The organism is Mycolicibacterium cosmeticum (assembly GCF_000613185.1).
GTDB classification, from domain to species: Bacteria; Actinomycetota; Actinomycetes; order Mycobacteriales; family Mycobacteriaceae; genus Mycobacterium; species Mycobacterium cosmeticum.
This window is the reverse complement of record NZ_CCBB010000003.1, coordinates 111,532-131,572: the sequence shown is the minus strand read 5'-3', so window position 1 is coordinate 131,572 and position 20,041 is coordinate 111,532. Positions and strand designations below refer to the sequence as shown.

Here is a 20,041-nt window from a genome sequence, read left to right as displayed (position 1 = left end):
GTCAGCCGCGGGCGATCAGGTACGACGAGGCGGCCAGCGCATCACCGGCGGCGTAACTGGCGCCGGATTGGGCCACCCCGGCGGCAGACCGGCCCAGCTCCTCCACGGCCAGCGCGGCGACCGCGTTGTGCTCGGTGCCCGCCGCGCTGAAACCGGCAGCGGTCTGCAGCGACACCGGGTCGGCGGCCGGCGGCAGTACGGCGTTCACCACCGGCGCGGCGGCGGCGTGCGCCGCGGCCAGCCGTGCGGTGAGCGCCTCCACCGCGGCGGCCGCCGCGGTCAGACCTTCGGGAACGACACGCAGCGTCATCAGCTGTATTCCTTTCCGTTTGTACTGGCCGAAACATGCTCTGCAGCGAAGGGATTCACCAACTGCACGTGGGTGGCGTCGGCACTGTCGCTCAGCAGCACGGCACGCCCGGGGGGCAGCCGGTGGAACCGGTGGCCACGCAATTTGCCGCCGTCGGCCGCGCTGCCCGAGAGCATGAGGATGTTCGCCTGCAGGTCGTTGAGCCTGCGCAGCAGCGGCGCGGTCATCACCGCGTGCGCCGACCCGCTGGCCCGCGCGGTGACGATGACCCGCAGCCCCAGGTCCCCGGCTTGCGACAGCAAGCCCAGCAACGGTGTCCACGGCCGCTGCCCGACGTACGGTCCGCTGACGGCGGGCCCGTCCGGGATCTGGTCGACGTCGTCGATGATCAGGTAGTGGGTGTGCCCCGTGTACGTCCAGTTGCGCAGTTCCTGCGGTGACAACCCGGCCGGTGGCCGGCGTTTGTCGATCAACGCGGACAGCCCGAGCATCGCGGGCGTGATGCGGTCGATGTTGGCGGTGTACTCGTTGTCGGGGAACAGCGGCTCGTCCACCAGTTGCAGGCGGCGGTCCACGACGGTGAACGCGGCCTGATCTTCGGTCGAGCCCTCCCGGATGGTGCGGATCAGGTGCCGCAGCAGGGTGGTCTTGCCCGAGCGGGTGTCCCCGAACACCATCATCAGCGGGTTGCGGGCGAAGTCGATCGCCACCGGGCGCAGATCCTGTTCGCGCTGGCCGATGACCACCTGCTCGGAACCGACGTACAACGGGCCCAACACCTCCGGGGACAGCTGCGTCGGCAGCAACCGCACCTCCGGGGCGCGCCGATCCGGGTACTTGGCGTTGATCGCGGGAATCAGGCGCAGATCCGGCTCGGCGAACAGGAAGTGCTCGGCTGCCATGGTCAGGCCACGGCCCGGCTGGTCGGCGGGCACGGCCTCGGCAGGCCTGCGCAGCGCGCCGACCACCCGGACATTGCTGTCGTGCGAATCATTCAGCTTGAGCTCCAGGCGCAGACCCAGCCCGTCACGCATGGCCAGCGGCACCTCGAGCCAGTTCGGCGTGGTGATCACCACGTGGATGCCGTACGCCAACCCGGTGTTGACCAGTTCGGTCACCTTGGCCAGCAAGGGGTTACGGGTGTTGAAGGTGTCGACGTTGTCGCGGCTGAAGGCGTACAGGTTGTCGATGAGCAGGAAGACCTCGCCGTGGCCGTCGGCGTACCCGCCGGCACCGGCCGCCGAGCCGCGTTCCTGCCGGGCCCGCAGCAACTGCTCCAGTTCGGCGAAGGTGCGGCGGATGCGCTCGGGCTCCAGCGGTGAGGCAACCGCACCCACGTGGGCCAGGTCGGCCATCGGCGCCAGCTGCCCGCCGCCGTAGTCCAGCACGTAGAAGCTGACCTCGCCCGGGGCGTGCAGGGCCGCCGCCGACAGCATGAACGTCTGCAACGCGCCCGACTTACCGGACTTCGGCCCACCGTGCACCACGACGTTGCCCGCCGCCGAGTCGGCCGCGAAGACCAGTGTGTCCCGGCGCATCTCGAACGGCTTGTCGATCTCGCCCAGCGGCCAGCGGAACTGATGCTCGGCGATCGGGTCGATTCCCGTCGCTGCGCGGCCCAGCAGCTCGGCCAGCGGGATGGATTCCTCCAGCGGGGGCAGCCACAGCTGCGGCGCCTTCGGACCGTAGGCCGCCAGTTGCTCGCCGATGGTGGTGATCAGCTTGCGCGGGATCGGTGCCTCGTCCGGCTCACTCGACAGGATCACGGTCTCCACCGCCGGCTCCACCCGGCCCGCGGTGAACAGCTGCGGTTCCGGAAGCGACTGCACCACCACGGAACGCGCGGTGCGCGGCGGGTCGTAGATGCCGTCGACATAGGTGCTGCGGAACTTGATGGGCGTCGCGCCGGGGGCGGGCACCAGGAAGCCCTCGCCCTTGTGCTCCCGCCCGGCCTCGATGTGGAAGGCGTCCTCCACGCCGATGATCTGCCGGCTGATCGACGGGCTGGCCACCTTCAGGCCGATCCGGTAGGAGGTGTTCTTGTCGATGTCCTTGATCCGGCCGACGTCCAGGGTCTGCGATGCGAACAGGATGTGGATCCGGAACGATCGGCCCTTGCGCGCCACGTAATCGAACAGGTCGGCGTACTCGGGATGCTCGGCCAGCATCAGGGTGAACTCGTCGGCCACCACGAACAATGTCGGGATGGGGGGCAGATCAGCGGCACCGGCCACCCCCGATTCCCTGGCCGCCTCGTATTCGGTCACCGAGTTGAACGCGCTGCCCTGCACCGCGCGGCCGGCGTCCCTGAGCAGCTGTTCCCGCCGGGCCACCTCACCGCGCAGGGTGTCGGCGAACCGGTCGGCCAGCGACCGCTTCTCGGCCATGTTGGAGATGACGGCGACGACCTGCGGGAAGTGCCGGAAGATGTCGGCCCCGGCCTCACCCTTGAAGTCGGCGTAGATGACGATGAGCCGGTCGGCCGGGTGGGTGGTCAACAGCGACAACAGGATCGACATCAACGTCTGCGATTTGCCCGATCCGGTCATCCCGATCATCAGGCCGTGCGGACCCATGCCGCCCTCGGCCTCGTCCTTGAGATCGAAGATCAACGGTTCACCGGTGGCCGTCACGCCGATGGGCACCCGCAGTTCGTCCTCGCGGCTGCGCGGCGCCCACAGGCTCGCGACATCGAGCGCCGAGGCATCCGGGATGCCGAACAGCGTGGTGAACGTCGAGGCACCCGAGGCGGCGGTGCGCGCCTGGTCGGGATTGGAGTCCCAGCGGGCCAACCGGCGTGCCAGGTGGGTGGCCGCGGCGGCCGACAACGTGTCGGCGGCGTCGATGTAGGGCTGCCAGCCCCCGTTCTGCCACCGGACGATCCTGCCGTCGGCGACCTTGAGGATCGGCCGCTCCGGATCCGAATATTGTTCGCGGTGCGGCTCTTTGGTGCTCCGATGCACCAGCGTGACACCGGCCGCCCCGGTCCGGTCGAGAATCTCGTCGGGGTCGATCTCCGGATCGTCGAGCACGATCAGCAGGTGCTTGCCCGCGATTTCGCCGGTGAACGGGCCGCGGTCGGTGAGCACCGGCGCCAGCAGCGCGCGCAATTCGTCGGTGCCGGTCGCCAGATAGCGGGCCGGTCCGACGCCGTCGGCGGCACCGGGAATGTCGGCGTGCGGCAACCACTTGAGCCACGACCAGTCCGGCGCCTCCAGGTCGGGGGTGGCCAGGGCCACCCCGAGCACCGCGGGGTCGTGCCAGGTGACCGCCTGCGCGAGCCAGGCCCGCACCGCACCCCGCACCTCGTCGCGATCACCGAGCACGGTGATCCGGGAAACCTTGGCCACCTCGATCCCGGCAGGCACGGCACGCACGGTGCGGTGCACGTCCAGCAGACCGCGCAGCGTGGTGTGCGAGACCGGTTCCAGGTCGACCTCGTCGACGGCGTCCTTGACGCGCAGCGCGACCGACAACGGCGCATCGTGCAGACCGGCCCGCAGCACCAGGAAGTCGGTGTCGTGCGGGTCGCGCTCCCACTGCCTGCGGGTGCCCGGGATTGCCGCCAGCAGTTCGGGATCCGGGTGTGACCAGTCCAGCGCCGCGCGCTGGGCCTGAGCCTGCGCCCGCACGTTGTCCCGAACCACCGAAAGGTAGCGCAGGTAGTCGGCGCGTTCGGCGTCGATCTCCTCGGTGCGCAACTTGTTGTCCGAACCCCGGTACAGCGCGGTGGCGGCCAGCAGCAGCACGAACGGGAAGAACAGTGTCGTCGGGGAGATCAGCCGCATACCCGTGGCCACCAGCGCCACGATCATGCCCACGATCAGGATGACGATCAGGTACGGCAACACCCGGCGCAGCAGCGACGGTGGCACCAGGCGCGGCAGTGTGGGCGGCGCCTCGATGGTGATGGCGCCCTTACGGACCTCCGGCGCGGGCAGGCGCCGCCGGGCCTCGAAAATCAAGCGGCTCATCAGTTTTCTCCCTCGCGCGCGGTGGTGACCACGCCAGGTTTGGGGTCGGCGGGCAGGGCGTCGTGAGCGACCAGCGCGTCGGCGCGCGACAGCGTCGGCCCGGCCGCGAACTGCGTGAGCACCGACCACGGGATGGGCACCGGCGGCGGGGTCAGGCCCAGCGCCTCGACAGCCTTGGTGTCGCCGACGGTGTCGATGCCGTACCGAACGCCGGTATCGCTCACCCAGAAGACCGAACCTGATTGTGGGGCACCGGCTTCCGCGCCCACCGACTGGACGAAGTAGCCCCGACCCGGCGGCAGGGCGACCCGGTCGGCGGTGCCGCCGGAGCCGGCTCCCACCAGGTCGACGGTGCGCAGCCCGTCCGGGAGCGGCAGGGCGGCCCCGGCCAGCAGGGTCAGCGAGCTTTCGGTGGCGCCGGCCGGCTTGGACCAGTGTGCGCAGGTCACCGGATCGGCGGCGGCGTCCGCCGGGGTCACCTCCTCGGCCGGGTAGGCAGCGGTGTCGATACCCGACGCCACCGGGAGCCGGGCCACGTCATCGGCACCGAGCCGCGGCGGCTGTTGCAGGCCGTACGAATCGGTGTTGCGCAACATGGCCGCCAGCACCGGCGAGATCTGTTGCACGCCATCGGCCTGCACGGCGTAGTAGCGAATGCTGTTGTTCGCCTCGTAGGCGGCCACTACGGCACCGACGGGGACCGGCACCGGCAACGCGAAACGGGGCGGGGCGCCGGCGCCGGGCAGCGTGGGGGCCACCAGCGGCGCCGATTCCGGAATGGCATTGAACAGGCCGGGCGCGATGACCCGCGGGGCGGGGATGTCGGCGCCCAGGCCGAGCGCATCGGTGATGGCCCGGTTACCCAGGTCGATCGGGCTGCGCTTGCCGTTCCACAACAGCCACGTCCCGGCGTGCACGCCACCCACGTTCTGCACCAGGACGACACGGCCGGGCGGCAGCGCGGCGGCCCGCTCACCGGACTGGTCCGCAGGCCCGGCCAGTACGGTGACACCCGCCGGGGCGACGGGAGACGACGCGGTCGCGTCGCACACCGTCCAGTCCGCCGACCGAGAGGTGTTCTGCACCATGCGTTCCGGCGCACCCGGGATCCCGATCAGGTTGCCGCGGGCGAACCGGTCGATCTCGCTGCTCTTGACCAGTGTCGGATTGTCCGGCCGGCCGGCGATCAACCGGGCCGAGGTGAGGTTGAGGGCGGGATGCACCACGTCCCCGATGCGTACGTACAGCGCGGAGGTGTCCCGGTCGGCCAGGATGGTGGACGCGCCGGCGTCCCCGGCGGGCCGGATCAACGAGAACACGAAACAGCCGGCCAGCCCGGTGACCAACACCAGGGCACCGACGAGCACCGCACGGCTCTGGCTGCGCAAGGGATCCACCAGCATCCGGGTGTCGTGCAAGGCGACCCCGGAGGCGATGCGGCGCATCATGAACCGCCAGCCCGACACCTGGTGCCGGGTGACGAACCCGCGCCGATGGCGGATCTGGTCCGGGTTCTCGTTCACCGGTGTGCGCGAAGCGAACTCGCGGCGGTCGTCGTTGTCCTGTGGGCTCATTCGGGCACCGTCAGTCCGAGGCCGCGCAACAGCGGGCCGGCCGAGCGGCTCACGTCATCGGCGGTGATGGTCATCAATTCGTCGTCGGTGAAGTCGTCGGAATCCGCGGCGGCGCCGATCGATCGCGGCATGTGGTCCAATCGGTATTCGCGTTCCTCTTCGGAACGTTCCACGAGGTTTCGGACGAAGCGGCCGTTACCGGCGATGTCGAGGCTGCGCCGCGGCACGCCGTTGGCATCGGGGGTCGTTCCCTGCGCCAGCTGCGCGAACAGTTTCTCCATCTCGTCGTGTGCCGCCGTCTCGAACACGCTGTCGCGCTTCTCGGCCATCCGCATCGCCATCTCGACGAGTTCCGGGGCGCTGTAGGACGGGAAGTCGATGCTGCGGGTGAAGCGGGAACGCAGGCCCTCGTTGGTGTCCAGGAAGCGGTCCAGGTCGGCGCGGTAGCCGGCCACGATGACCACCAGCCGGTCGCGGTCGTTCTCCATCCGGGCCAGCAGGGTGTCGATGGCCACCAGACCGAAGTCGTTCTTGGCGCCGGTGGACACCAGCGCGTAGGCCTCGTCGAGGAACAGCACGCCGTCCAGGGCGCTGTCGATGATGGCGTTGGTCTTGGCTTCGGTTTCGCCGATGTGCTGACCGATGAGGTCGGCGCGGTGCACCTCGCGCACCGTCTCCTTCTTCAAAAGGCCCAGGCCGCAATAAATCTTGGCGACGACACGGGCGATGGTGGTCTTACCCGTGCCGGGTGGGCCGGCGAACACCAGGTGGTTGGTGCGCTGGGCGACGGCCAGGCCGCGCTCCTGGCGCCGGATCGACATCGCGACCGAACTCTTCAGCCGGGCCACCTGGTATTTGACCTCGTCGAGGCCGATGAACTCGGCCAGTTCGGCCTCGGCCTCGGTGAGCAGGTGCGCCTTGCGCTCCTTGGCTCCCGGGTCGACGAAATCGGCCTCACCCGGCTCGGTGCCCGGATCCCACGGATCGGTGCGCGCGTCGATCCGGGCAGCGGTGGTGGTGTTCAACCCGAATGACGAATCCTGCAGCGCCTCTTCGATTCCCGCGTGTTCGGGATTGGCGGCGTACAACGCGGCCAGCACGTCGGCCGCCTCCTCGGTCTCGCCCTGGGCGCGCAGCGACAGCGCCTTGGCCAGGCCGCCGTCGACGGCGGCCACCGCGACCGGGCCGTCCGGGTCCTCCAGGTGCGAGATCGCCGGGGCGAACATGCCGAGGTTGGCCAGCGCGATACCGAGGGTCACCCGGGCGGCGTGCGCGTAGTGCTGGTCGAGGGCGGGATCGTTGACGACGGGGGTGAGCAGGCGCACCACGTCGGCCCACCGGCGGGTGCGGTGGAAGATCGCGACCCGGACCCAGCGCGCCTGCAGCCAGTGCGGCCTGCGCTCGACCAGCTCGGCGACCAGGCTGTCCGCGGCGGCGAAGTCACCGGAATCGGCCAGGGTGGCGGCATACGCGAGCTGGATATCGTCGCGGTCGGTCGCCCGGAACTGCAGATACAACCCGGTGTCATAGATGAAGCCCAGCGCGCCGGGGCTCAGCTCGATATTGCGCTGCAGGACGCCCAGCGTCGCGGCGGTGCGCCAGATGGTTTCGATGACCCGGCCGGCCTGGTCGCCGGTGCCGGCTCCCGCGGCGGCCAGGCCCACCCACCCGTCACAGTGCTCCCGCGCGATGCGGGTCAGCTCGGTGAAGCCCGACCGGGCTGCGGCAAGATCGGCGGGACGCTGCCGATCGTGGACCGACAGCCCCAGGGCGCGACAGCATGTCGCGAACCTGCTCGCGACGTCGCGGTCGACGCGCGCTCCTCCTACGCTCGGCGTGAGCGTGCCACTGACCGTATCCATATGCCATCGCGGGGCACAACGCCGCCCGCCGTCTCCTTAAGTTTGCCTATGCTAACTCCGCTGAAGTTAGCATTGCATAAACTAACTGTCGAGACGTTCACCACCCCGCGACCTTGTGATTTGCGTGATTCGGCCGGTTCGCCTCGTGGTCCCGGCGCACCCGCCACAAGTTGGCTGGAGCTTGACCAGAGCTTGGTCAGAGCTTGGTCAGAGCTTGGTCAGATCAATGGGCGGCCGGTGCGGATACGCCAGTCGAGGTCCTTGAGCAGAACGTTGAACGGGAACTGCCGCACGAATCCCGGCATGGCGTTGTTGACCGTCCGCAGCACCGTCATCAACCGGTGGAAGCGGCGCTGGCGCCGGGCATCCCAGGGCAGCCGCATCTCGTCGCGGAATCGCTGCGGCAGGAAACCGGTGGTGATCAATCCGGCCCACTCCTCGGCGTACCGCTGCAGCGGGCCGGGCAGCTGTAAGCCGCGCAACCGCGCCACCGCAATCGGGTACAGGTATTCACGCACCGCGTCGTCGATGTGCACCTGCTCCAGCGATTCGGCCCAGTACTTGTCGAAGGCCGCCCGGTCGGCCGGCCACATCTCCGGCGACACCTGCAGGGTGGTGCCCAGCGTCATGCCCTCGCGGTAGTGCTGGTCCGCCGTTTCCTCGTCCATCTCCCCGACGAACAGCCGGTGCACGTCGACCGCACCCTTGTACAGACACGCCGCCACCCACAGCTGCAGATCCTTGTCGAAGGCGTTGTACTGCACCGGGCTGTCCTCGGTGGAATAGACCTGGGCATGCGCCCGGTTGACCGCGCGCCGGAAGGCCGCCTTCTGCGCGTCGCTGCCCCGGCCGGCGACCGCCAGATAGGTGAAGGTGGTCCGGGCCCGCTTGATCGGGTGCAGATCCACCCGGCCGCTGTCGACCCGGCTCTCCATGACGCCGTAGCCGACGCCGGGGCGGGCCAACTGCATGATCACGTTCGCCGGACCGGCCAGCAGGGCCACCCCCATCAGCCCGTCGTCGAAGCCGGCGCCCCACCGCGGCCGGCGCACCGCGGTGCGAGCGGTCTCGTTGACCGGACGTTCGGCGATGGTCATGGACACCCCTACCCAAATGTGCGAACGGTTGTTTCCTGATATTGCCGCTCGGATTGGACAGGTGTCAAGACGCCGCGGCCATTCCGCGCGAACGTTGCTTACCGCTCGAAGAATCGCCGCGTGAACTTCGAGCGGTAGTCAACGTTCGCGCGAAGAAACCTTGACGCGGCGGTCGGCCGCGGTCCGCGGTGCCACCTTGGCTTCGTCCGGGTCGAACTGCTTGACCCAGCAGGCGAATTCCAGCGTGATGCCGTCCGGGTCCTGGAAGTAGAACGACCGCACGTAGACACCCGGATGCAGGGTCGGCGACGCCTGCCATTCGCTCTCGTCGTGGTTGAGCACCGGTCCGACCCGAACGCCCTTGGCCTTGAGTTTCTCCCGGTACTCGTCGAACTTCTCCGCCGGCACGTGGAAGGCCAGGTGGTTCATGGTGGACACCGCGCTGGTGATCTCACCGAGGCCCGGCAGCGCGATCGGCGCGGAGATCCCGGGGACGCCGTCGGGCGCGTCGGTGAACCAGAAGAAGGCGACGCAGTCACCGTTGCCGGCGTCGAAGAAGAAGTGCTGCCCCATGCCGCCGGGCAGGTCGATCGCCTTGATCAGCGGCATGCCGAGCACCCCGGAGTAGAACTCCACGGTGCGTTGCATGTCCGAGCACACCAGCGCGACGTGGTTGATACCGCCGAGCTGGAATTCGGAATTCGGATTGTCCGGCTTGATCATGACGATCTCCCACCTCTAGCGCAGATCCGAAACTGAATCTAACATCAGATTCAGTTTCGATCAATGCCCGGACGGACGAGGGGAACACGGTGACCGCACGCGTGCAGCTGCCGACCGTGCGCGGACGCCAGACGCAGGCCGCGATCGATGTCGCGGCGCGAAATGTGGTAGCCCGCAAGGGAATCCTGGCCACCACCATCGCCGACATCGCGGCCGAGGCGGGACGTTCCACCGCGTCGTTCTACAACTATTACGACTCCAAGGAGGCCATGGTCCGGCAGTGGGCGCTGCGGTTCCGCGACGAGGCCCGCGACCGCGCACGCGCGGCCGCCGAACCCGGCCTGAGCAACGCCGAGCGGGCACACGCCGCGGCCGCGGCGCACTGGAACACCTACCGGCATCGGCTCGCCGAGATCATCAGCGTCTCGCAGCTGGCCATGATCAACGACGACTTCGCGCAGTACTGGCGCGACATCTGCGCACTGCCCATCAGCCTCGTCACCACCATGGTCAAAGACGCTCAGCGCCAAGGGTTCTGCCCCGACGACGATCCGCAGCTGGTGGCGGTGGCACTGGTGTCCATGCTGAACCAGTTCTGTTACACCCAGCTCAGTGGCGACGGCGCGGCCACCGTCGACGACGACGCCTGCATCGCCACCCTGGCCAACATCTTCTACCGGACGATCTACCACGAGGAGACCGCCGCACCATGAGCAGGAGCGCAGCAGCCGGCGTGACCCGTGAATTCGTCGGGCTCGATTCACCGACCGCCCTGCGCGCCGGCGCCGGCGGTCATCCGTGCCAGGGGCTCTACTACCGCGGCGTCGGGCGGAAGCCCAAGATCGCCATGATCGCCACGCACTATCAAATCGACTTCTCCGAGCACTATCTCGCCGACTACATGGCCACCAGGGGCATCGGCTTCCTGGGCTGGAACACCCGGTTCCGCGGTTTCGAGAGCAGCTTCCTGCTCGACCACGCGCTCGTCGACATCGGGGTCGGCGTGCGCTGGTTGCGGGAGGTGCAGAACATCGAAACCGTGGTGCTGCTGGGTAATTCCGGCGGCGGATCGCTGATGGCGGCCTATCAGGCGCAGGCGCTGCACAACCATGTCCGGCCGGCGCTGGAGGGCATGCGTCCCGCGGCCGGCGTGTCGGACCTGCCGCCGGCCGACGGTTACGTCGCCAGCGCCGCGCACCCCGGCCGGCCCGACGTGTTGACGGCCTGGATGGATGCCGCGGTGGTCGACGAGAACGACCCGGTGGCCACCGATCTCGCGCTGGACCTGTTCCACGAGCAGAACGGCCCGCCGTACTCCGAGGACTTCGTCACCCGGTATCGCGCGGCACAGGTCGCACGCAACGAGTCCATCACCGATTGGGCCGAAGCCGAGCTCAAGCGGGTGCGCGCGGCCGGCTTCAGCGACCGGCCGTTCTCGGTGCTGCGCACCTGGGCCGACCCCAGGATGGTGGACCCCACGCTGGAACCGACCAGGCGCCAGGCAAACCTGTGCTACGCGGGAGTTCCGATGCACGCCAACCGATCCGCGCGCGGTATCGCGGCGGCCTGCACGCTGCGCAACTGGCTCGGCATGTGGAGCCTGCGCCACGCCCAGACCAGGGCCGAACCGCACCTGGCGCTCATCGACTGCCCGGCCCTGGTGATCAATGCCGACCAGGACACCGGGGTGTATCCGTCGGACGCGCAACGCATCCACACCGCCCTGGCGTCCCAGGACAAGACGCTGTGCTCAATCGACACCGATCACTACTTCACCACCCCGGGCGCCCGTACCGAACAGGCCGATACGATCGCCAAATGGATCGCGAAGCGGTGGCGCTAGCCGATGATTCCCCTCCCGGGCGCTGCGCGGTGAGAGTTCTCGCGCACTTCACCCCCGGCGCCAGGGTACTGGATTTCGTTGCACCGGAATCTGATTGGCTGGACATCCGGTGGTGCGCCGAGGACGACGACGCGACGTTCTACCGCGAACTGCCCGATGCCGAGGTGATCTGGCATGTGCTACGGCCCATCTCGGGAGCGGATCTGCAGCAGGGCAAGCGTCTGGAGCTGGTCCACAAGCTCGGTGCCGGCGTGAACACCATCGACGTGGACACCGCCACCCGACTGGGCATCGCGGTGGCCAACATGCCGGGGGCCAATGCGCCGTCGGTCGCCGAGGGCACCCTGCTGCTGATGCTGGCGGCGCTGCGCCGGCTACCGATCCTGGACCGGGCCACCCGGGCGGGCCGCGGCTGGCCATCGGATCCCAGCCTGGGCGAGACGGTGCGCGATATCGGCGGGTGCACGGTCGGGCTGATCGGGTACGGCAACATCGCCAGACAGGTGGAGGCCATCGTCACGGCCATGGGTGCCGACGTGGTGCACACCAGCACCCGCGACGACGGCACCCGCGGCTGGCGCACCCTGCCCGAGCTGCTGGCGTCCAGCGATATCGTCTCGCTGCACCTGCCCCTGAACGAGCACACCCGGCACCTGCTCGGTGCCGCCGAGATCGCCGCGATGAAACCCGGTGCGGTCCTGGTCAACACCTCGAGAGGCCCGATCGTCGACGAGCCGGCCCTGGTCGACGCGCTGCGGACCGGTCACCTGGCCGCGGCCGGGCTGGACGTCTTCGCCGAGGAACCGGTACCGGCGGACGCCGCCCTGCTGACGCTGGACAACGTCGTGGTTACCCCGCATGTCACGTGGTACACCGTCGACACCATGCGCCGCTATCTGGAGATGGCCGTCGACAACTGCCGGCGGCTTCGCGACGGCGCCGCGCTGGTACACCTGGTAAACGAAGTCAGATAGCCCCCGAAAGTGGCGCCCGTCACGATGGGGGTAACCTCGGTCCCAACCGACCGGTTATTAGGGAAGGGCGCACATGCCGATCGCGATCAATCCTGAGCACAACGACCTGGCCGATTCGGTCCGGTCCCTGGTGGCCAAGGTCGCCCCCTCCGAGGTGCTGCACGAGGCGCTGGAAACCCCCATTGCCAACCCACCCGGCTATTGGAAGGCCGCCGCCGAGCAAGGGCTGCACGGTGTGCACATCGCCGAAGAGGTTGGCGGGCAGGGCTTCGGCATCCTCGAGCTGGCGATCACGCTGGCCGAGTTCGGTTACGGCGCGGTCCCCGGCCCGTTCGTGCCGTCGGCCATCGCCGGTGCCCTGATCTCGGCCCACGACCCGCGGTCCACGCTGCTGACCGGGCTGGCCTCCGGTGCGGTCATCGCCGCCTACGCCATCGACTCTGGCCTGACGGCCACCCGGCACGACGACACCCTCACCATCCGCGGCGAGGTGCGGGCCGTGCCCGCTGCCGCGCAGGCGTCGCTGCTGGTGCTACCGGTGTCGATCGACAGCAGCGAGGAATGGGTGGTCCTGGACGCGCACGCGCTGGAGATCGAACCCGTCACCAGCATCGACCCGCTGCGCCCGGTGGCGCATGTGCGCGCCAACGCCGTCGAGATCGGCCTGGACAAGGTGCTTTCCAACCTCACTCGCGGCCATGCCCGTGCGCTCATCACCACGCTGCTGTCGGCCGAATGTGTCGGTGTCGCGCGCTGGGCCACCGACACGGCCACCGAGTACGCCAAGATCCGGGAACAGTTCGGCCGGCCCATCGGCCAGTTCCAGGCCATCAAGCACAAGTGCTCCGGCATGATCGCCGAGACCGAACGGGCCACCGCCGCGGTGTGGGACGCCTCCCGTGCGCTCGACGAATTCGCCGGCGGTACAGCGGATTCGCACTTCGAGTTCGCCGCAGCGGTCGCGGGAACGCTGGCCCCGGTCGCCGCGCAGCACTGCGCGCAGGAGTGCATCCAGGTGCACGGTGGTATCGGGTTCACCTGGGAACACGACACCAACGTGTACTACCGCCGGGCACTGGTGCTGGCGGCCGGCTTCGGGCGCGCCGCCGACTACCCGCAGCTGGTGGTGGACACCGCCACCAGCACCGGCCTGCGCAAGCTGGACATCGACCTGGACCCGGAGACCGAGAAGCTGCGTGAGGAGATCCGGGCCGAGGTCGCCGCCCTGAAAGCCATTGCGCGCGAGGAACGCAACGCCGCGATTGCCGAGGGTGGCTGGGTGCAGCCGCACCTGCCCAAGCCGTGGGGCCGCGACGCGGGTCCGGTCGAACAGATCATCATCGCGCAGGAGTTCAGCACCGGGCGGGTCGCGCGTCCCAATATGGGCATCGCGGCGTGGATCATCCCGTCCATCGTCGCCTACGGCACCGACGAGCAGCAACAGCAGTTCCTGCCGCCGACCTTCCGCGGCGAGATGATCTGGTGCCAGCTGTTTTCCGAGCCCGGTGCCGGGTCCGACCTGGCCAGCCTGACCACCAAGGCCACCAAGGTCGACTGCGGCTGGCGGATCACCGGGCAGAAGATCTGGACCACCGGCGCCCAGTATTCGCAGTGGGGCGCCCTGCTGGCCAGGACGAATTCCAGCGCCCCCAAGCACAATGGCATCACCTATTTCCTGCTGGACATGAAATCGCCTGGCGTGGAGGTGAAGCCGCTGCGCGAACTGACCGGCGACGCCATGTTCAACACCGTCTTCATCGACGACGTGTTCGTGCCGGATGCGATGGTGCTGGGCGAGGTCGACCGGGGCTGGGAGGTCAGCCGCAACACGCTGACCAACGAGCGGGTGTCCATCGGCAGCGGCGAGCCCCCGTTCCTGGCCAGCCTGGACCAGTTCGTGCAGTTCTTGGCCGACGGGCACTTCGACCAGATCGAGCAGAACCACGCGGGCAAGCTCATCGCCGAGGGCTACGCCGCCAAGGTGCTCAACCTGCGTTCGACGCTGCTGACCCTGGCCGGGGGTGATCCGATGCCGGCCGCGGCCATCTCCAAACTGCTCTCGATGAAGACGGGTCAGGGCTACGCCGAGTTCGGGGTGTCCTCGTTCGGCACCGACGCCGTGATCGGCGACAAGGATCAGATCACCGGCAAGTGGGCCGACTACCTGCTGTTCAGCCGGGCGACCACGATCTACGGCGGCACCACCGAGGTGCAGCTGAACATCATCGCCGAGCGCCTGCTGGGCCTGCCCCGCGATCCGTAACGGCGTGATCTCGGACACAACGGGCCAAACGGGAATCAGCCCGCCGTCGACACCCGTTGCTTGAGAGAGTGAGTACCTCGCACCATCGCGCCGTCCGCGCACTCTGTACCGCGGTCGCGGGTCTGGCCCTGCTCGGCCCCGCGGCCGTCGTCGCGATGTCGGAGCACAACGCCGATCGCACGCTGGCGCAGCCTTGTGTCAACGGTGTCGTCCCGCTCAACCCCTATGTGGTCAACTGCAATCTCGGCCCGCGGCCGCCCAAGATCCGCGGCTCGGCACCCGATGCCGGGGCGATCATCGCGTGCCGGCACGACCCGGTCTGCCTGTCCTACTACGTCAACAACCCCTAGGGCAGGATCGCGTCGACGTATCCGCCGTCGACGCGCAGCGCCCCGCCGGTGGTGGCCGACGCCAGCGGCGACGCCAGATAGGTGACCATGTTGGCGATCTCGGCGGGTTCGATGAGGCGCTGCAGCAGTGACTGCGGCCGGTGCTTGCGCATGAACTCGCGCTGCGCCTCGTCCCACGGCAGGCTCTTGTCCACCAATTGGTAGACGAAATCCTCCACCCCGGCGGTGTGCGTGGGCCCGGCGATCACCGAGTTGACCGTAACCCCGGTGCCGGCAGCGTCCTTGGCGAAACCGCGTGACACCGCCAGCAGGGCGGTCTTGGACACGCCGTAGTGGATCATCTCCTCAGGAATCACGATGGCGGAGTCACTGGCGATCTGGATCGCCCGGCCCCAGCCGCGCTCGGTCATGCCCGGCAGGTAGGCGCGGATAAGCCGCACCGCGGCAAGCACATTCACCTCGAAGTAGGTGCGCCACTGTTCGTCGGTGACCTCCCGGGCCGGCACCGCACCGAAGATGCCCAGGTTGTTCACCAGGATGTCGACCTCGGGCAGTTCGGCCAGCAGCTGCGCCGCGCCCTCGTCGGTGCTCACATCGGCGGCCACCCCGAAGACGTCACCGCCGATGGTCCGCAACTGTTCCACGGCCTCGTCCACGCGGGACGCGGTGCGACCGTTGACCGCCACCCGCGCCCCGCCGCGGGCCAGGCCTTCGGCGATGGCCAGGCCGATGCCCTGGGTGGAGCCGGTGACGAGCGCGGTTTTCCCGGAGAGGTCGATATTCACGAGCAGTTACTACCCGTGGGCACCCACATCTATTCCGCGATCACAGTTCACGCAGCTCGCGCTTGAGGATTTTGCCGGTCGGGTTGCGCGGCAACTCGTCGAGGAAGACGACGTCGCGGGGCACCTTGTAGCGCGCCAGATTCTCCTTCACATACGCCTTGATCGCGTCCTCGTCGATGCTGGCCCCCTCGGCCTTCACCACGAAGGCGCGCAACCGCGCGCCGAACTCCTGGTCCTCGACGCCGAGGGCGGTCGCCTCGATCACCTCGGGATGCCCGCTGATGAGGTCCTCCACCTCCGCCGGGAAGACGTTCTCGCCGCCGCAGACGATCATCTCGTCGTCGCGGCCGGACACGTAGAGCAGCCCGTTCTCGTCGAAGTACCCGACATCCCCCGAGGACAACATGCCGTCGATGATCTGCTTGCCGCCCCCGCCGGTGTAACCCTCGAACGGGAAGGTGTTCCGCACGAAGATGCGCCCGACCTCGCCTTGGGGCACCTCGATCCCGTTGTCGTCGAGGATCTTCACCGTGATGCCCTTGACCGGCGGGCCGACCGTTGCCGGGTTGACGGACAGGTCCTTGGGCCGCGCGATCGAGGCGAAGGCGATCTCGGTGGAGCCGTACAGGTTGTAGATCACCGGCCCCAGGTCCTTGAGCGCCCGGGTGGCCAGTTCGGCGCCCAGCTGGGAACCGGACACGAACACGATCCGCAGGCTGGACAGGTTGGGCTTGGGCTGGGTCTTCTCCAGTTCGTCGAGGATGCGCGACAGCATCACCGGGACCACCACCATCGCGGTCACCTGGTGCTTTTCGATATCGGCCAGCACGGTCGCCGGTTTGAAGCGCCGGCGCAGCACCAGGGTGGTGCCCAACATCATCGCGATGGTGGCGTGCAGGAATCCCAGCGCGTGGAACATCGGTGCCGGCAGCGAGGTGACCTCACCGGATTTGAACGGGACGTGGGACAGCACACCGCCGATGGGCGCCAGTGACGGCGGGGTGCTGCGGTTGGCACCCTTGGGCGTTCCGGTGGTGCCGCTGGTGAGGATGATCACCGAGGAGTGTTTGGTGGCCTTGGGTGCGGGCTGCTTGCTGCTGCGCTTGATCAGGTCGGCCAGCGTGTCGTCGGTGCCCGACGGCTCATCGGGCTTGTCGGGGTTGGTGGGCAGGGCACGCAACTTGCCCAGCGGCGGTTCGGCCAGCGCCACCGCGCCGGTGTACTCGTCGTCGTAGACGATGACCTTGGCGCCTTCGCGCTCGGAGACCTCCTTGATCTGCGGACCCGAGAACTCGCTGTTGAGCAGGATGACGCGGGCACCGACCCGGGCCGCGCCGTACAGGGCGATGAGAAACCAGCGGTGGTTGCGGATCAGCAGGGCGACGCCATCGCCGCCTTTGACGCCCATGGTGCGCAGGCCGTTGGCCACCGCGTGCGCGGCCTGGTCCAGCTCGGCGAAGGTGATCGCGCCGTCGTCGTCGATGACGGCGATCCGGTCCGGGTAGCGCCGCGCGTTGAGCGCCGGGATCATCCCGAATTCGCCCCAGCGCCGGATATCGGCCAGCATGGCGACGAAGTTCTGCGGAGGCTCGAGCTTGAAGGCACCGGCCTCGAACATCTTGCGCGCGTAATGCAGCTCCGCCGAGCCGCGGTCGAAATACTGCTGGGCTTTCGCCACCGCCTGCGCAGGCAGGTCCAAGAGACTGGGCATACGGCCACAATATGTGACTCAGGTCGCAGCCGGAGAGCTAACTAGGATGGCGCTATGGCCGACGCGGTCGCATTGGACGTGGGTGGCCGACGGGTGCCCATCACCCATCCCGACAAGGTGATTTTCCCCGACGCCGGGGTGACCAAGCGCGATCTGATCGACTACTACCTGGCCGTCGCCGATGGCGCGCTGCGCGGTGTCGCCGACCGGCCGATGATCCTGAAGCGCTTCGTCAAGGGCATCACCGAGGAGGCGATCTTCCAGAAACGGGCCCCGGAGAAACGGCCCGACTGGATCGAGGTGGCCGAACTCAAATACGCCTCCGGCACCTCGGCGAAGGAGGCCGTGCTGACGGATGCCGCCGGGCTGGTCTGGGCCGTCAACCTCGGCTGCGTCGACCTCAATCCGCACCCGGTGCGCGCCGCGGACCTGGACCATCCCGACGAACTGCGGGTCGATCTGGATCCGATGCCTGGTGTGGAGTGGGAGCAGATTCTGGCGGTGGCCCAGGTGGCCCGTGAGGTGCTCGCCGATCACGGGCTGACGGCCTGGCCGAAGACCTCGGGGTCGCGCGGCTTCCACATCTATGCCCGCATCCACCCGCGCTGGCCGTTCAAACAGGTCCGGCTGGCCGCCGAGACGGTGGCCAGGGTGGTGGAGCAGCGCGCCCCCGACCTGGCCACCGCACGCTGGTGGAAAGAGGAACGCGGCGCGCGGGTGTTCGTGGATTTCAACCAGAACGCCAAGGACCGCACCGTCGCCTCGGCTTACTCGGTGCGGGCCACACCGGACGCGCGGGTGTCGACGCCGCTGCGCTGGGACGAGGTGGCGGGGTGCCGCGCCGAGGCGTTCACCATCGCCACCGTGCCCGCGCGGTTCGCCGAGATGGGTGATCCGTGGGAGGGCATGGACAATTCCGCAGGTGGGCTGGAGCCGCTGCTGGAGCTGGCCGAGCAGCTCGGGCCGATGGAGAAGCGGGGCAAGGCGCCGAAAGACGGGCGCAGGCAATCAACCATGCCGCTCATCGAGGTCGCCCGGACCAAGACCCGCGACGAGGCGCTGGCGGCGCTCGACGTATGGCGTGGCCGCCATCCCGGCGCGGCCGCACGGCTGGCCCCGGTGGATGTGCTCGTCGACGGGATGCGCGGGCCGAGCTCGATCTGGTACCGGGTGCGGATCAATCTGCAGCACGTGCCCGAGGAGGAACGCCCTGCACAGGAGGCGTTGATCGCCGATTATTCGCCGTGGATCGGTTACACCGGCGGCCAGTTTCGACACTGAGAATAAACTGAGGCTACTGCACGGTAAGTTGGCGTCAATTACTGAGAAAATGTCTTATTTTCACGAAATATGTTGTCGCACAACGGTGTACGATTTTCTCAGCAAACCCTTACGCGCGCTTCAGGGGTACTTCTTAGCAAAGTATTAATGCGTACTCCCAGGTACCTTAAATTCGGTGGATAACTTCGGTATCACGTTCACCGACGTGGAGAGACACCGAAGGGAGGCCCAACATGACGATCGCATTCCGGTACGGCAATCCGGCGGTCGAGTGTGACGGTGCCCAGTTGCGCGCGCAGTGCCGCCATCTGGCGACCGTCGCGACACTGACCGGCGTCATCGACGACGCCAACTTCGAGCGACTCACCCACCGGGTCCGGCAGTTGGTACTCACCGAGAAGCCGTTCGTGCTGGATCTCAGCGGCGTGACCGGACTGTCCGCCCGTGGCGTGTCCCTGCTGTACGGACTCGATGACGAGTGCGATCTGGCCGGGGTGGAATGGGCCCTGGTGGCCAGCCCGCAGGTGCTCGACATCCTGCGGCTCCTCGACGACGCCTTCCCGATCACCGCGTCGGTTCCCGAGGCGCTGCATCACTTCGCCGAGGGCACCCTGGCCCGCCGGCGCCTGCTCCCACTGCTGCACAAGACCGCATAACAAGGAAAGGCGGATCGCATGTTGCTCGACGTTCGCTGGCTGACCGCTCTCGTACGCCGTCACCGCAAGCCGGCTCACTAACTCCATCGTCCAGAGGCCTGGCCGGCGAGTCACCCGACTCACCGGCCGGGCCTTTTGCTGTTCGGCCTGCCGATTCCAGATCCGCGCCGCCTGTCCGGCTGAGCCCTGTGTGTCCAACTGTGAGCTGCCTGTCCCTTGTGGGTGCACGTAAAGGCCGCTGAGACAGCCTTTTTCGGGAATGCCGCATACCCCGGGCGTCTTTGTTCCTGCTGTCACCCGATGCCAAATCCCGTGGAGGAGCGACGATGGCGGGTCTGCAGAAAAGAGTGTGTGCCGTGGTCGGCGGCGGGGCGATCGCCGTCGGCCTCCTGATCGACATCGTCGACGGCGGCGCCCCCGGCTCGACGGTGGCCGGTGGTTCGGGAGATTCCTCGACCACCGGCACCTACTCGTCACCGACCGTGCCGGTCATGTTGGTCAACCCCACGGCGGCCATGAAGCTGGGTTCCACGGCCACCGCGCAGGTGCCCGCGTCGATGCCGGCCACCACGTTCGCGGCACCGACCTTCAAGGCGACCGCGGCACCGACGTGCGTCAACAACGGACAGTGCCCGTGA

The 20,041-nt window shown here is 68.3% G+C and carries 16 protein-coding genes; 8 read left to right on the top strand and 8 right to left on the bottom strand.

The features are described 5' to 3' along the window. Nucleotide 1 precedes the first annotated feature (1 nt). The 6 genes from BN977_RS19640 to BN977_RS19615 form a co-directional block, all read right to left on the bottom strand. Entirely contained in the window at nt 2-310 is a 309-nt protein-coding gene (locus tag BN977_RS19640) for a PE family protein (protein WP_024450933.1), read from the bottom strand. Further along, nucleotides 310-4,284, bottom strand: coding sequence for a type VII secretion protein EccC (locus BN977_RS19635; protein ID WP_036400828.1), 3,975 nt, complete (start codon nt 4,282-4,284; stop codon nt 310-312). The genes BN977_RS19640 and BN977_RS19635 overlap by 1 nt, the downstream gene beginning before the upstream one ends. Then, nucleotides 4,284-5,858 carry a type VII secretion protein EccB gene (gene eccB / locus BN977_RS19630; protein WP_036400827.1) on the bottom strand — a complete coding sequence of 525 codons (1,575 nt, stop codon included), beginning with the start codon at nt 5,856-5,858 and terminating at the stop codon, nt 4,284-4,286. The genes BN977_RS19635 and eccB overlap by 1 nt, the downstream gene beginning before the upstream one ends. After that, nucleotides 5,855-7,720 (bottom strand): type VII secretion AAA-ATPase EccA, encoded by a 1,866-nt coding sequence (gene eccA / locus BN977_RS19625; RefSeq protein ID WP_051561725.1) that lies wholly within the window; start codon nt 7,718-7,720, stop codon nt 5,855-5,857. The genes eccB and eccA overlap by 4 nt, the downstream gene beginning before the upstream one ends. 218 nt (nt 7,721-7,938) lie before the next feature. Beyond that, a complete protein-coding gene (locus BN977_RS19620) occupies nt 7,939-8,817 on the bottom strand; it encodes an oxygenase MpaB family protein (protein WP_036400826.1) in 879 nt (292 codons plus the stop codon). A gap of 138 nt (nt 8,818-8,955) precedes the next feature. Then, entirely contained in the window at nt 8,956-9,540 is a 585-nt protein-coding gene (locus tag BN977_RS19615; RefSeq protein WP_036400825.1) for a VOC family protein, read from the bottom strand. A gap of 89 nt (nt 9,541-9,629) precedes the next feature. Here BN977_RS19615 and BN977_RS19610 point away from each other — a divergent pair, with 89 nt between their 5' ends. From BN977_RS19610 to BN977_RS19590, 5 genes are all read left to right on the top strand, one after another. Continuing rightward, the gene (locus BN977_RS19610; protein WP_024450939.1) at nt 9,630-10,253 is read left to right on the top strand and encodes a TetR/AcrR family transcriptional regulator; all 624 of its coding nucleotides are present in this window, start codon (nt 9,630-9,632) and stop codon (nt 10,251-10,253) included. Beyond that, nucleotides 10,250-11,383, top strand: a complete 1,134-nt coding sequence (locus tag BN977_RS19605; protein WP_036400822.1) for an alpha/beta hydrolase — start codon at nt 10,250-10,252, stop codon at nt 11,381-11,383. Before BN977_RS19610 ends, BN977_RS19605 begins: the two co-directional genes overlap by 4 nt. Further along, nucleotides 11,359-12,357: a 2-hydroxyacid dehydrogenase gene (locus BN977_RS19600; RefSeq protein WP_109790249.1), complete on the top strand. Its 999-nt coding sequence runs from the start codon at nt 11,359-11,361 to the stop codon at nt 12,355-12,357. Before BN977_RS19605 ends, BN977_RS19600 begins: the two co-directional genes overlap by 25 nt. A 73-nt stretch (nt 12,358-12,430) precedes the next feature. After that, a complete protein-coding gene (locus BN977_RS19595; RefSeq protein WP_036400819.1) occupies nt 12,431-14,620 on the top strand; it encodes an acyl-CoA dehydrogenase family protein in 2,190 nt (729 codons plus the stop codon). 68 nt (nt 14,621-14,688) lie between these two features. Continuing rightward, nucleotides 14,689-14,970 (top strand): hypothetical protein, encoded by a 282-nt coding sequence (locus tag BN977_RS19590; RefSeq protein ID WP_036400817.1) that lies wholly within the window; start codon nt 14,689-14,691, stop codon nt 14,968-14,970. Here BN977_RS19590 and BN977_RS19585 read toward each other — a convergent pair. Continuing rightward, nucleotides 14,967-15,755, bottom strand: a complete 789-nt coding sequence (locus BN977_RS19585; RefSeq protein WP_036400816.1) for an SDR family NAD(P)-dependent oxidoreductase — start codon at nt 15,753-15,755, stop codon at nt 14,967-14,969. The two genes, BN977_RS19590 and BN977_RS19585, sit on opposite strands and share 4 nt — an antisense overlap. Before the next feature lie 40 nt (nt 15,756-15,795). Then, on the bottom strand, nt 15,796-17,466 hold the full coding sequence (fadD2, locus tag BN977_RS19580; RefSeq protein ID WP_036400815.1) for a long-chain-fatty-acid--CoA ligase FadD2: 1,671 nt from the start codon (nt 17,464-17,466) through the stop codon (nt 15,796-15,798). A 54-nt stretch (nt 17,467-17,520) separates the two neighbouring features. Between fadD2 and ligD the strand changes: the two genes are divergently transcribed. The 3 genes from ligD (at nt 17,521) to BN977_RS19565 (ending at nt 20,041) form a co-directional block, all read left to right on the top strand. After that, the gene (ligD, locus tag BN977_RS19575; RefSeq protein WP_036400812.1) at nt 17,521-18,747 is read left to right on the top strand and encodes a non-homologous end-joining DNA ligase; all 1,227 of its coding nucleotides are present in this window, start codon (nt 17,521-17,523) and stop codon (nt 18,745-18,747) included. Between the two features lie 233 nt (nt 18,748-18,980). After that, nucleotides 18,981-19,403, top strand: coding sequence for an STAS domain-containing protein (locus BN977_RS19570; RefSeq protein WP_024450946.1), 423 nt, complete (start codon nt 18,981-18,983; stop codon nt 19,401-19,403). Between the two features lie 326 nt (nt 19,404-19,729). Continuing rightward, nucleotides 19,730-20,041, top strand: a complete 312-nt coding sequence (locus BN977_RS19565) for a hypothetical protein (RefSeq protein WP_131590182.1) — start codon at nt 19,730-19,732, stop codon at nt 20,039-20,041.

Coding starts and splice junctions, on each gene's coding strand:
- BN977_RS19640 (WP_024450933.1), bottom strand. CDS start 310: ATGACGCTGCGTGTCGTTCCCGAAGGTCTGACCGCGGCGGCCGCCGCG.
- BN977_RS19635 (WP_036400828.1), bottom strand. CDS start 4,284: ATGAGCCGCTTGATTTTCGAGGCCCGGCGGCGCCTGCCCGCGCCGGAG.
- eccB (WP_036400827.1), bottom strand. CDS start 5,858: ATGAGCCCACAGGACAACGACGACCGCCGCGAGTTCGCTTCGCGCACA.
- eccA (WP_051561725.1), bottom strand. CDS start 7,720: ATGGATACGGTCAGTGGCACGCTCACGCCGAGCGTAGGAGGAGCGCGC.
- BN977_RS19620 (WP_036400826.1), bottom strand. CDS start 8,817: ATGACCATCGCCGAACGTCCGGTCAACGAGACCGCTCGCACCGCGGTG.
- BN977_RS19615 (WP_036400825.1), bottom strand. CDS start 9,540: ATGATCAAGCCGGACAATCCGAATTCCGAATTCCAGCTCGGCGGTATC.
- BN977_RS19605 (WP_036400822.1), top strand. CDS start 10,250: ATGAGCAGGAGCGCAGCAGCCGGCGTGACCCGTGAATTCGTCGGGCTC.
- BN977_RS19600 (WP_109790249.1), top strand. CDS start 11,359: ATGGATCGCGAAGCGGTGGCGCTAGCCGATGATTCCCCTCCCGGGCGC.
- BN977_RS19595 (WP_036400819.1), top strand. CDS start 12,431: ATGCCGATCGCGATCAATCCTGAGCACAACGACCTGGCCGATTCGGTC.
- fadD2 (WP_036400815.1), bottom strand. CDS start 17,466: ATGCCCAGTCTCTTGGACCTGCCTGCGCAGGCGGTGGCGAAAGCCCAG.
- ligD (WP_036400812.1), top strand. CDS start 17,521: ATGGCCGACGCGGTCGCATTGGACGTGGGTGGCCGACGGGTGCCCATC.
- BN977_RS19570 (WP_024450946.1), top strand. CDS start 18,981: ATGACGATCGCATTCCGGTACGGCAATCCGGCGGTCGAGTGTGACGGT.
- BN977_RS19565 (WP_131590182.1), top strand. CDS start 19,730: ATGGCGGGTCTGCAGAAAAGAGTGTGTGCCGTGGTCGGCGGCGGGGCG.